At 36.4% G+C, this 13,045-nt stretch carries 7 protein-coding genes; 2 read left to right on the forward strand and 5 right to left on the reverse strand.

The window, feature by feature from the left end:
- Positions 1 to 2: 2 nt before the first annotated feature.
- The 3 genes from J3T98_RS08225 to J3T98_RS08235 are packed head-to-tail and all read right to left on the reverse strand — an operon-like array spanning position 3 to position 7,807.
- Positions 3 to 245, reverse strand: a complete 243-nt coding sequence (locus J3T98_RS08225) for a hypothetical protein (protein ID WP_267337276.1) — start codon at positions 243 to 245, stop codon at positions 3 to 5.
- A complete protein-coding gene (locus J3T98_RS08230) occupies positions 235 to 6,060 on the reverse strand; it encodes a hemagglutinin repeat-containing protein (RefSeq protein ID WP_267362609.1) in 5,826 nt (1,941 codons plus the stop codon). Before J3T98_RS08230 ends, J3T98_RS08225 begins: the two co-directional genes overlap by 11 nt.
- A gap of 58 nt (positions 6,061 to 6,118) precedes the next feature.
- Positions 6,119 to 7,807 carry a ShlB/FhaC/HecB family hemolysin secretion/activation protein gene (locus J3T98_RS08235; protein ID WP_267362611.1) on the reverse strand — a complete coding sequence of 563 codons (1,689 nt, stop codon included), beginning with the start codon at positions 7,805 to 7,807 and terminating at the stop codon, positions 6,119 to 6,121.
- A 318-nt stretch (positions 7,808 to 8,125) separates the two neighbouring features.
- Here J3T98_RS08235 and suhB point away from each other — a divergent pair, with 318 nt between their 5' ends.
- Positions 8,126 to 8,929, forward strand: a complete 804-nt coding sequence (suhB, locus tag J3T98_RS08240) for an inositol-1-monophosphatase (RefSeq protein WP_267362612.1) — start codon at positions 8,126 to 8,128, stop codon at positions 8,927 to 8,929.
- Positions 8,930 to 9,003: 74 nt separating this feature from the next.
- On the opposite strand, the gene J3T98_RS08245 is transcribed toward suhB, so the two are convergent.
- Entirely contained in the window at positions 9,004 to 9,318 is a 315-nt protein-coding gene (locus tag J3T98_RS08245) for a winged helix-turn-helix transcriptional regulator (protein ID WP_416379940.1), read from the reverse strand.
- 198 nt (positions 9,319 to 9,516) lie between these two features.
- On the opposite strand from J3T98_RS08245, the gene J3T98_RS08250 reads away from it, so the two are divergent.
- A complete protein-coding gene (locus tag J3T98_RS08250) occupies positions 9,517 to 11,691 on the forward strand; it encodes a heavy metal translocating P-type ATPase (RefSeq protein WP_267362613.1) in 2,175 nt (724 codons plus the stop codon).
- Between the two features lie 40 nt (positions 11,692 to 11,731).
- On the opposite strand, the gene tilS is transcribed toward J3T98_RS08250, so the two are convergent.
- Positions 11,732 to 13,039 (reverse strand): tRNA lysidine(34) synthetase TilS, encoded by a 1,308-nt coding sequence (tilS, locus tag J3T98_RS08255; RefSeq protein ID WP_267362615.1) that lies wholly within the window; start codon positions 13,037 to 13,039, stop codon positions 11,732 to 11,734.
- Positions 13,040 to 13,045: the final 6 nt, after the last annotated feature.

Raw genomic sequence — 13,045 nt, forward strand, 5'->3', positions numbered from 1 at the left:
AATTACCTTCTTTTTGGTGGAGGTTTAGCATCGATCGGAGGTTTTTGTGTTTCTGTCCATTTCCCATTTGATAATAATTTATTGATATAATAGGCATCTCCAGTTTTTTTATAAATTTCCATTACAGCAGCCATTCTATGATGGCCTTCCGTAATATAATAGTTTCCTTTAGCATCAACATATCCGGCTATGATATTTTCAGGTTTTTTAAAATCATATTTTCCGTTAATCATATCATATTTCATTGAATCTATTTTTTAAGTCGGTGTTGTTACCAACCTTGATGTCAAATCCGCCTTTGCCAGCATATATTCCCGATTGGTCGGTCACGCTTGCCCAATCACTGTTCATTTTTGTTGAGCTTGTTGAGGCATTCACACTGCTGGTGCCACCCCAAGAAAAACTGCCTCCCACCGATGTTGAACTGCTTTTTTGATGATAATGGTCAGTATCTTGTTTAGACTCGATATTTAAGTCATGACCAATATCGGCAACCACTTTGTCACCTTTTACTTGACCTGCAATGATATTGGCATCATTACCCGTAATCAGCGTCACTTTATTTCCAGCTTCTACTATGCTTTCTGTCCAGTCTGTACCATTGCCTTTTTCACGTGATTTACTTGTACTACCGCTAGCAGAAACAGTAAATCCATTTTTCTGTCCACCAAAGTTATAACCTACGCTCACTGAGCCATTGCTACTTTTCTCTTTGGTTTCTGTTTTAAACGTGTTTTCTTCACCAATAATGTTAATATCATGATTAGCATTAAGTATTGCGTCATGACCTGCCTGTACTTGGCTTCCCAGTATATTTATATCCCCACTGTCTTTGTCGCCATTGCCGGTTGCAATAATTGAAACATTTCGACCTGCTGAGACCGATGAACCTACCACGGTATGTTGTTCTTGATTAACAGTACGTTTTGTTTTTTCACTGCCAAGGCTGATGTTAATCCCTATCGAGGCGTCAGGTTGTCCATTTTGTAAATTCGCACCGGCTTCTAATGCCGCATTACTCGCTTGTAATCCGGCCTTAATTTCCATTAATGCTTTGGTTCGTTTGTTCGTTTGATTTCTTGAGTGCTGCAAGGTTTGGTTAGCGTTATAGATATCACTAGCTGTACCAGTAATGGCTACAGTAACACCAGATTTTTGATATTTATATTCTTCTTGATGTGTGGTTTTTGCGTCTAATGCTTCAATATTGACATTTTCGCCTTTCAATCTGATGTTTTGCTGTGCAATGACATCACTACCTTGAATATTGACATCTTTGCCTGCTTGAATATTTACGCTACCATTAGTACTGCCAACTATACTGCCAGCATAGGCTTGCTCGGTATCGGTTTGTTTTAAGTCTTGTTTCATTTTGCCGACAGTGACGCCTAGTCCACCGCTACCCATTAAACCTGATTCTTTCTTAATGGTTTGTTGGTGTTGATAATAGGATTCTTCTGCTGCAGTAATATTGACGTTATTATTTGCCAATAAATTAACATCCTGAGTACCAACCACTTGGCTACCATCGACTGTTAAATCATGACCTGCTTTTATTGTTACACTATCGCCGGAAAGTTCACTACCTTTTTGGGTTGTGTTGTCAATTTCAAGATGATGAATTGTTGATTTATTGTTTAATATTCGCTTGTTGTCTTTTTGGTGGTGGTCAGTTAATGCTTCATGCTCTTGTGAAGCTAATATGTTGATATCATTCCCAGCAATAACTTTTAGTGACTCATCAGCTGATACAATCGCTGCGTGAGTATTGATATCATTTCCTGCTAGTAGACTAATATTTCCGTTGGATTGTATTTCAGTTCCTACCACATGGGTTTCATCTATATCACGGTAATCTTTTTTGCCAAAATTAGCGTGCGAAGCATTTCCTGTATCTACTTTATTTAGGTTAATATCGTGGCCTGCTTTTATTTGTGTTTGGGAGTCATCACCACTATTAACGATTAAGGCACCATTCATGCTTACATCATTACCAGCATGAATTAAAATATCACCTTGTTTGCTTTGTACTGATGCTACTTTATCAATAACAGTATTACTATTGTGATTGCCACCGTAGGTAATGTCGGTAGTTTTTGTGGTGGTATTTAATAAGATATCTTTTACTGCTAATAATGAAATATTTTCATCAGCGACAAAAGCACCACTGCTTTTAAGGCTATCGTTAGCGTAAACAAAAATGCTGTCACCTTTCCATAGTCCTTCTTGGTCTATGTTTTGTCCGATTACATTGAGTTGGTTTTTGGCAAGGACATTTCCGTTGGAGTAAATATCATTTTGACTATTGATGTTGATATTTTTACCAGCAAGTAATGCGCCATCTGTTGATACTTCAGGTCTATTGACAACATAGACTTGAGGCACCAGTACTTGCTCTGGTTTTCCATTTACCATAACAGTTTTACTTACTAACCAAACAATATCACTGGTGAGTTTTTTCATCTGTTCAACTGATAGTGATACGCCTACTTGTAAATGATATTGTTCGGCAAACGAAACACCCGCATCCATCAGCGCTTTATACTGTTCAATATCATTTTCGTGACCGCCTAGATAACGTTGCCCAGTTAGCGCTACTATTTGCTGCTGGATGAGTTGTTGTTCATAGTAACCATCACCCAGTCTTTTTTGAAGTTCATCAGGGTCCATTTTTAATTGGTTAGCCATATAGTCAGAGCTTAACCATTTTTTTCGATTAGTAAAACGTGGGTCGGTTTCAATTAAATAATTACTTTTTGGATCTTTTTTTATTGCGTATAAGCTGTTATTTGGTAAATCAAGATTCGGTTCGATAGACGCAATTGAATTAATTTGGGTCTGTGAACGATCTCCCTGATCAACCTCTACATTTGTTGTCGTTTTGTCACGATCATCAATCGTTGTATTAGAAATGCTTTGATGTTCATCTATTTTACTTGAGCCTAAATCAATCGTGGTTTCAACGATATTATTATAGTCTGATTTTTTCTTTTTTGATGAATATTCTCGTTTAGTTCCCCCATGCCATTTTCTGTCATGGCTAATTTGTTTGCCAGAATCAATGATTCTATCGATACCTTTTTCAGAGATATTATCGAGTGATCCTACGTTTAACTGTAAGGTTCCACCAGCTACAATTTTACTGTTGTTATTGATAACACGATTTGCGTCAATTACTAAATGGTTACCCGAAACAATTTCTGCGGGGTCTGTTTGTGTAATTTGAGTTTGGTAATGCGTTTGTAAATAGTTATATTCAATATATTTATAATTTGATTGACTCGATCCATCTTCATTATAAACGGTTAATATCGGGTATTTATGTTTTCCTTTGCCCTGTTTTACTTGATAATTATTGCCACTGTACCGACGGTTACTGTTTCTGAAAGCAAATTCAGATTTATTTTGTTCACTAACTTTAACTACTTCAGTTTGAATATTATCGTTGATGTTATTAATTTCATTTGCATTAATTATCATATTATCACCCGATTCGATACGCGATGAGTGATTATTAATAGTATCAGCGTTAATTGTTAGTTTACCTAAGCTTAATAATAGTGCATGACTATAATTATTTAATGTTTCTGCATTAATTATAAAGTTATTACGCGCAGCAATAACTGGGGCTTGATTGCCATTGGCACGGTTATTAATGGTTTGGGCTTTTATCTGTAAATCATTACTATAAATTCGTCCTGTTTGAATATTATTCAGTGTGGTTGCACCGATATAGCTATTTTGACCATCTATAATCCCAAAATTTGTTACTATGTCATGCTCAAGTTGTATATCATCACTGCTGATTTCGCCATCTTCATTATTAGTTAGTTGCTTGCTGATTAGATTTACCTTTTTACCAGATAAAATCGTTTTATCATTGGTAATGTTTTGTTGGCTTTCAATCACAATGTTATTATTGGCAATGACTTCGTTTTGATTATGAAATGAATCAGTTAATTTTAAAGTTAAATTATTTTCTGCCAGTAATTGCCCGTCACCACTTAATTTATTTGATTGGATAAATAAATCATGAGCCAAAATTTTTGCGTTTTCATTGACTATTTCATCTGTGTCAAATGATGCTATTTTTTGAATCAGCATATTGGCATTTTTATTAAGTAAACGCCCGCTTTTTAAAATAAGTTGATCTACCCGCCAAACAGCATGTTGATTATCAATTAGGTTAGCAGTAATGGTTGCGGTACCTAAATTTTTTAATTTTGCATTTTGATTATTAATTTCACTGGCTGATAAGGTGATATGTCGATTACTAAATAGCTTTGCATATCGGTTAATTAATTGATTATTTGAAATTAGTGAAATATCTTGTTCGGACAGTAAAGTTGCATTGTCATTATCAATATGATTGGCTTTGATATAAAGGTTACCTTTGGTGCTAATTTGAGCCTCACGATTGAAACTATTTTGGTTTGCAATAAATGTACTATCTTTTTCTGATAAGGTATTTGCATTTTGTAGGGAGATGTCTTGACCTTGAGCGTAAATATTATCTTTAGCAACGATGGTACTATTGTCCATGTTGATAGTTTGTCCGGCAATCAGATTAATGTCTTTATTTGCAAAAATTTGACTATCGCTAACAATAAGATTGTTTTCAGTTGTCAAATTTACATCTTGGGTAGCTTTGATTACACTTTGTTTAGCACTCAATGCTTTAGTTTTTATATCGATTTGATTGGCGATTTGTTGTCCACCATCTAAATCAACCTTATCTTTACTTTCGACAGCAATTTTTTGATCGGCTAACAGTTTACCTTTAGAGGTTAATTGATGACTACTTACTGTTAATGAACCATGATTATTCAGTTTTCCTGCGCTATCAACACCAGCGGCAATCGTTCCCGATGATGCGTTATCAATTTTGTTTGCACTTAATTTGATATCTTTTTGAGCAACAATAGTGCCACTATTATTGATATTATTTGTACTTTTAATATTTATTTCATTTTTAGCGTAAAGTTGTTTATTGTTAATGACACCTTGATTGCTGTTTAATACAATATCTTTATTTGATTGCATGGCGCCATTGTTGACAATTTTTCCGTCAGCGCTAATCATGAGTGATTCACGGCTGGCGCCTAACTCACCGGCGTTATGAACGCCCACTCCTTTTTCAGTACCGACTAAGTTGATTTTGCCTGCATACATGCCACCCAACTGCGATACATCGATAGAAACCTCTGGTTTGTCATGTGTTGTGGTATCCAACGGACTAATCGTTTTTACGTCTAGACTCACGTTGTTACGACCCGTCACCACATTGGCTTCATTTGCCCAAACTGATGAGTTAATCGATACGCTACGAGCAATTAAATCTGTGTAACTTTGCCTTGAACTATCAAACCCCTTTCCGGTTACAGCAATCTGCCCTTGTTCAACTAAATATCCTTTTAATTCACCGTTTTCTATGACTGGCTTACCAGTGGTTAATGTGCCTCTGTTTGCATTAATAAAGCCACAACCATTACAGGTAATACCTGACGGGTTGGCAATGATTACTTGAGCTTTACCACCAGCAACTTCCACTACACCATTTAATTGGCTCGGGTTACGAGAATTAACTTCATTTAATATAATTTTAGCTGGACCACTGACTTTTAGATTCGGGTTACCTTGTATGTAACCACCAATTTGAGTTTGGCTAATTTTATTGCCGTTATTTAAGATCACTCCATTTTGTGACACATCAAATTGCGAGTATTTATTATGAGATAGACCTTTGCTGTTCGGTGCTTGAATATTCACTTGAGTCACACCATTAGCCGTTGAAACCACTTGTGGTTGTTGGTGATGAGAAGCCTGTTGGTCAGGCTTTATATCACTTCCATATGCCGGTGTGCTGAGGGCGACAAAACCTAATGAAATAGATATAAATAAGGTTATCGGTTTAAGTGTAACAAAAAGATTTTCTCGTAATGTATAGCTCGCTGATTTAGTCGTTTTTTCAACTACACTCGGCGTTTTTGCTATATCTGCAACTACCATTTGTATATTGCGCTTTTTATTAAAAATAACTCGATAGAAGTGCTTATTCATAATTTGTTTCATCCCTTATTTCATTATTTTTGTTATCTGATTAATGTCGTTTTATGGTCTAAAAGTTCCAATTCAAATTAAATCCCAATACTAAAGGATTTGTTTTGAATCCTTTGGGTTTTCTTATTGGCATGCCGGCAAATAAGTCATAATAAATGCCATAATTATTACCTCTTAAACCAATAACACCACCAGTCAAATGACGACCCAATAAGTATTCACTTTTGGCGCCAGATACTTCACCAGTATCGATACCTAAATATGGCTCGTGATTAAATGGTGCTTGCCAACCAAGTTCATTACGTAAATACCATCCACGATCAGCTCTAAGGGTTAATTCACCATCAAAGCCACGAACAGTCCATCGCCCTCCAATAGAGAATTGGTCTGGTGATGTTAAGTTATTCCCTCGGGTATATTGACCTTGATAATCAAGACGATAATGGAATTGTTGCTCACCTAAATTAAAAGGCACATTGGTTGAAAAATTTAGTGAAAATATATCGGATAACGCACTGGTATTATTTTCTGGATCACTTTCTTCAGGTGCTTTTTTAGCATTAAACCATCTCACGCCTTTTTGATAAGATACTCCGGCATCGATAGTAATATCTTTAATATAGTGTCGATGCTGTAATCCAAGTTGCCAATAAGTTGTTTTGCGTTGCTGGATTTCCATCTCTTCATCATTGATGTAGTTGTGAGATTGACGTAAAGTGATGCCATAATTTAAGGTCGTTTTTTGGGATTCATTTCGGTGTAAAACGCGGCTAAGTTGAACCGTGGCGTTACGACTGCGACCACTGTACTTATAATCTAAAACTTCACCAGCAATAGTTTGATGATATTTGTTACCTGATAAAGAAGTGCTTAACAGCCAATAACCAAAAGGGACTGAATAGGATAATAAAAAGTTGCGTGATCCATATTTACCTTTACCATTTAAGTCATGCCCACCAGAAGCATAAAATGAGTCGCTTAACGATAATAAGTTATCAAGATATAAGGTAATACCACCTTGGTCACGGCCAGTAGTTTTTGTGCCTGAATCATCAACCGATAACCCTAAACGCCACATTTTGCTTTGTCTTCGGTCAATGACAATATCACTTTCACCGGGTTTATCGCCAGGGACGAGTTGCATTTGAGCTGTCACAGTCGGTAAGCGCTGTAAATTTTCCAGCCCTTGTTCTATATCACGTAAATTGAGCGATTGATTTATTCTAGCTGGCATTGCGGTGTATAGCTGTGCATATTTGTCACTGTCATCGGTATAAAGAATATTTCTGACTTTACCTTCTACGATCAGTAATTTTAATTCTCCACTTGTTAAATCTTGCTCCGGTGCAACAACACGGGTTGTAATATAGCCATAGCTGATTAATCTGTCTTGTATTGCCGTCATTAATAGAGTAATACCTTCACCACCTAAACACCGATGTTCAGCTTGTTTAGCAAGCTTATTTAAGGGAATGTACCAAGGCAATTTATCTCGTTCGAGCAACTTGACTTGTTTTATGTTGAAACATAAAGATTCAGTTGGAAAGTTAAGTGCATTCTCTTTAGAATCGGGGGGTAATAAACGGATGTCGGGAGAAGCAGGGGTTAAAGAATCTTGTAGTGCTTTTTCACGTTCTTGTTGGTGGATTAGCTGTTTATCACTCAATTCTTTAATGGGTGGAGGCTCAGCCAACAAAGCGGAAAAGGGGTAGGTAACTAATGCTAAACTTAAAATATACTTTTTCATTCGAAAACTTCACAGTCTAATATTTACACAATTATTACACAAAATTTATACAATGATGTTAAAGGCAATAAATTGAAATGTCTATGTTAAATTTGTTAAATATCATAATATGATGATTTTAAATATGATATTTTGTTTTTTTATTACTTAGAAGCTTATTTATTGCCCAAATTTTTACTTTTGCGATTTCAAATCTAGATCCCAACATAATCTGGCAATAAATCGATAAAACCTTTATACTATGCCCTAAATTTTAGTATGACTTTGTAAGTTTGCTAAATTAACCCGTTCTTTAACATCATCAATTGGAAGAAAATTATGCATCCGATGCTTAATATTGCTATTCGTGCTGCTCGTAAAGCAGGTAATGTTGCCATTAAGGCCTATGAAAATCCTAGTTCAATCGAAATTGATACTAAAGGTGCTAATGATTTTGCGACTAATGCAGATCGTGTCGCTGAAGCTTTGATTATCGAAACAATCAAAAAAGCTTATCCAGATCATACTATTATTGCCGAAGAAAGTGGCCTTGCTAAAGGTAGTGATGCTGATACGCAATGGATAATTGACCCAATTGATGGTACTACAAATTTTATTAAAAATATTCCACATTTCGCTGTGTCTATTGCTGCTCGTGTCAAAGGTAAAACCGAAGTGGCGGTCGTTTATAATCCAATGAGTAATGAGTTGTTTACTGCTGCACGTGGTAAAGGTGCTCAACTTAATGGTTATCGTATTCGTGTAAGTAATGCTAAAGATTTAGAAGGTAGTGTGCTTGCAACAGCTTTCCCTTTTAAAGCGAAACAACATAGTGATAGTTATTTTGCGGTTTTACAAAAGTTATTTACTAAATGTGGTGATTTCCGTCGTACTGGCTCAGCTGCGTTAGATTTAGCTTATGTTGCATCTGGGCGTTTAGATGGCTTTTTTGAAATTGGTTTAAAACCATGGGATATTGCTGCTGGTGAATTGATTTTACGTGAAGCTGGTGGTGTGGTTACCGACTTTGCTGGCGGTAATAATTATATGGTTTCTGGTAATATTGTTGCAGGGAATCCGAAAATTGTTAAAGATTTGCTGGTGACGACTCAAAACGATTGGCCAGAAAAATTGCGTAATTAATTTTAATTTCTTTCTTTAAATGCAGGGATGTATTGTCCCTGTATCTATACTTGTCATTAACCACAAACAGTAATTTATTGATCTAATGCGGTCATTGAACAATTAACTTGTAAACCTTGATTATTTAAATAGTCACTGCCCCATAAATACATTGATTCAAGTACTGGTTTTATACTTTTGCCAAAATTAGTTAAAGAATATTCAACTTTAGGTGGTACCACCGGAAAAACCTGTCGATGAATTAAGCCATTTGATTCAAGTTCGCGTAGTTGTTGGGTTAGCATTTTAGCTGTGGCTGTTGGAATTTCTTTGTGTAACTCAGAAAATCTCATGGCGCTTTTTGACATCAATTTCCATAGTATTAGCGATTTATATTTACCACCAATCATATTAATTGTGACATCAACTGGGCAATAGGTAATTGTCTGGTCTTGTTTTTCACAATGGGGGTTGATAATCGAATTATTTTTCACTTGGTTATCTTTACAGTATCTTTTTGGGTAGTATATATCAAAAAGGTGCATTCTTGTTAAAAAGATAATTAATACTACAATATCTACCATACCTAAAATCAAGGAATGCCTCAAATGAAAACTATCGAATATAATTTTTTTGTTGAAGAGATGAGCTGCGCATCATGTGTTAGCCGTGTAGAAAAAGCATTAAGAAAGATTGATGGTGTGATTGATGTTAGTGTAAACCTTGCAACTGAAAAGGCCACGGTTAAGGCTAATGCTGATGTTAAATTAGAAACTTTAATGGCAGCAGTTGATAAAGCTGGTTACCATGCAGTGAAGATTTCCGAGCCGGAAATTCACGCTAAAGACGTGAGTAAGCAAGCATCAGTTTGGCCGATTATTATTTCGGTTATATTAGCACTTCCTTTTGTTTTGCCGATGTTATTTGAATTATTTGGAATTCATTGGATGATGCCCGCTTGGCTGCAATTAGTGATTGCTTCGATTGTACAATTTGGACTTGGCGCTAAATTTTATCGTAGTGGTTTTAATGCAGCTAAAGCATTGTCTGGGAATATGGATTTACTTGTTGCAATTGGTACCAGCGCTGCTTATGGACTTTCTCTTTATCAGCTTATTATTGGTCATGCCGATCACCTCTATTTTGAGTCATCAGTGGTTATTATTACCTTAATCTTGATTGGTAAATGGTTAGAGTCAAGGGCCAAACATCAAACGACCAAAGCGATTGAGGCACTTTCTGCGCTTCGCCCTGAAGTGGCATTAGTTCGACAAGGGGAGCAAGAGGTGAGTTTGCCAATAAGTCAGGTTAAGGTTAATGATGTGGTGGTTATTAAACCCGGTGAGCGAATACCCGTTGATGGTATTGTTCTTGAAGGCGCATCAAGTTGTGATGAGTCTATGTTGACTGGGGAAAGTTTTCCGGTTACTAAAACACTCAATAGTACCGTAACCGGTGGAACTATAAATGGCGAAGGACTATTAATTGTAAAAACAACCGCTATTCAAGCTGATTCTATGTTGTCTAAGATTATTGCTATGGTTGAGTCAGCCCAAGCAAAAAAAGCGCCAATTCAGCGTATTGTGGATCGGATTAGTGCTATTTTTGTACCCGTCATTTTATTGATTGCTTTAATTACATTGCTTGCTTGGGGCTTTATTTCTTATGATTGGCAGCAAGCTTTACTTCATGCGGTTGCGGTGTTAGTGATTGCTTGCCCATGCGCGCTAGGGTTAGCAACGCCAACAGCTATAATGGTTGGTACGGGGGTTGCTGCCCGTCATGGTATTTTGATTAAAGATGCCGAAGCACTTGAGACCTTACACAATATTAATACGGTAGCATTTGATAAAACTGGCACATTAACAATCGGTAAACCAGAGTTAGTTGAGCTAGATGTGCTGGGCATGGAAACAGCTGATCAAATTCTTTCTGTTGCAGCATCTATGCAAGCAGGTAGTGAACACCCACTAGCTAAAGCAATATTAGCTAAGGCTAAATCCTACAGTTATGCACAAAATATTACATCAATCGCGGGTTCAGGAGTGATGGCAACGATTGATAGCCATGAATATTATTTAGGCAGTCTGCGTTGGATGAAAACGTTAAATGCCTATTTTGTAGATATGCAGGATAAAGTTAATGAGCTTACGCAAAAAGGTTACACAATTTCATTTTTAGCCAAACAGCAATCAGAAAATAGTATTGTGATATTAGCCGTATTCGGTTTTTCTGATGTTATTAAGCCTGAAGCGAAAAGTGCTATTGATGCATTACGTCAATTAAAGGTAAATACGGTTATGTTAACCGGTGACAATCAACAAGCTGCTAATTATGTAGGACAGCAATTAAATTTAGATAAAGTTATTGCAGAAGTTTTGCCTCAAGATAAAGCGAACTATATTTATCAATTACAAAAAGATAGCCAAAGTAATAATAAAGTTGCCATGGTTGGTGATGGTATTAATGACGCACCGGCTTTAGCTGCCGCTGATATTGGTATTGCAATGGGGACGGGAACTGATGTGGCAATGCATACAGCCAGTATTACTTTAATGCGTGGCAATTTATTTTTAATTGCCGATGCTATTGATATTTCTCGAAGAACTTATAATAAAATTAAACAAAACCTATTTTGGGCGTTTTTCTACAATTTAATTGGTATACCTCTCGCTGCTTTAGGCTTTTTGAATCCAATGATAGCCGGTGCAGCAATGGCACTAAGCAGTGTGAGTGTGGTGACAAATGCGTTGTTGTTGAAACGATGGAAAGCGCGTTCTTAATAATTTGATATTTTGTAAATTGAGGAGACGGATTGTCTCCTTATTGTTTATTTATAAGGTTAAACCCAACTTGTGATCCTTTACCTTGCTCAGTAACAAATACCCCAACTGCGGTAATGAGTTGTTCATTATAATAAATTAAGGGAATACGCGTGCGCATCCAAGGTGGAATATGATGCTCTTGCCACAATTTTTTTATCGATCGCGATCTCTGGCGTTGAACAATTTGAAATTGTCCTTGAGCATGAAATCGGACTGATACGTATTCATCATTTTGTGGTAAACGACAAGTTAAATTGGTTTGGTAATTGGGCTGCAATATACCTAAATTATCCGGCAAAGTTAGCGAAGCGGTTAAATCCCAAGGTAAAATTTGTTGCTCAATATCTTGATACAAAGGCAACAAATAGAGCTGATTTTGATATCGGCGAATTTGCCAATTATGTAAAATAAATCGCGGGTTAGCATCTTGTTTAGCTTGAATAACCGTATGCCAAATTAGTGAAAGTTGCTTTTGGCTTGGCATTCCAATATGTTGCTCTTTGAACCACATTCGCAACATTGCATTACGTTTATATTCTGAATAATCATATAATGGTTGAAGGCTAAGTTGCTTCTTATCGCCAATAATATCTTTAAATTCTGGAAATAAAATTTCATGTATTAATGCTTCTTGCTGTTGGCATAACTCTGCACTGCGAGCAACCATTTGTGAAAAATGAGGCCAACGATGATTAAGTGTTGGCAGAACATTTAAACGTAAAAAGTTGCGATCATAATGGTCATCTTGATTACTTTCGTCCTCTATCCAACTTAATTGGTGTTGATTGGCATATTGCTCAATTTCTTGACGTGAAATTGTGAGTAATGGTCGAAGGTGTTGACCATTTTCAAGTGGCATACTTGATAATCCCGCTGGACCACTGCCACGTTTTAAGGCTAGAAAAAAAGTTTCACTCTGATCATCAAGATGCTGAGCAGTACATAAAAATTCATTATTTTTTAAATGTTGATAAATGGCTTGATAACGGGCTTCTCTAGCTTGTTCTTCAATATTGCCTGCTGTTTTATCAAGTTTGACTTTTTCAATAATCAAAGGGACTTGCCAAACTAGGCATTGTTGTTTGCAATGTTCAGCCCAATTATCGGCATTTTGACTCAAACCATGATGGATATAAATTGCTCTGAGTTGTAAATTTTGCAACTGTCGCTTTAAATTGACTAATGCTTGCATTAAAACGGTTGAATCGACTCCACCACTAAAAGCAACTAGTAGCGATTGCCGACCGTTTAGATGTTGTAAAATAGTTTGTTCAATCACATTGTCGCTCTTTGTTTGATGACCCATCTGCTA

Origin of the sequence: Gilliamella sp. B2772, from assembly GCF_026536985.1 — a bacterium.
GTDB classification, from domain to species: domain Bacteria; phylum Pseudomonadota; class Gammaproteobacteria; order Enterobacterales; family Orbaceae; genus Gilliamella; species Gilliamella apicola_E.

Bases quoted from the DNA above. Each gene is read 5' to 3' on its own strand.
- tilS (WP_267362615.1), bottom strand. From the start codon at position 13,039: ATGGGTCATCAAACAAAGAGCGACAATGTGATTGAACAAACTATTTTA.
- J3T98_RS08230 (WP_267362609.1), bottom strand. From the start codon at position 6,060: ATGAATAAGCACTTCTATCGAGTTATTTTTAATAAAAAGCGCAATATA.
- J3T98_RS08250 (WP_267362613.1), top strand. From the start codon at position 9,517: ATGAAAACTATCGAATATAATTTTTTTGTTGAAGAGATGAGCTGCGCA.
- J3T98_RS08235 (WP_267362611.1), bottom strand. From the start codon at position 7,807: ATGAAAAAGTATATTTTAAGTTTAGCATTAGTTACCTACCCCTTTTCC.
- J3T98_RS08225 (WP_267337276.1), bottom strand. From the start codon at position 245: ATGAAATATGATATGATTAACGGAAAATATGATTTTAAAAAACCTGAA.
- J3T98_RS08245 (WP_416379940.1), bottom strand. From the start codon at position 9,318: ATGATTGGTGGTAAATATAAATCGCTAATACTATGGAAATTGATGTCA.
- suhB (WP_267362612.1), top strand. From the start codon at position 8,126: ATGCATCCGATGCTTAATATTGCTATTCGTGCTGCTCGTAAAGCAGGT.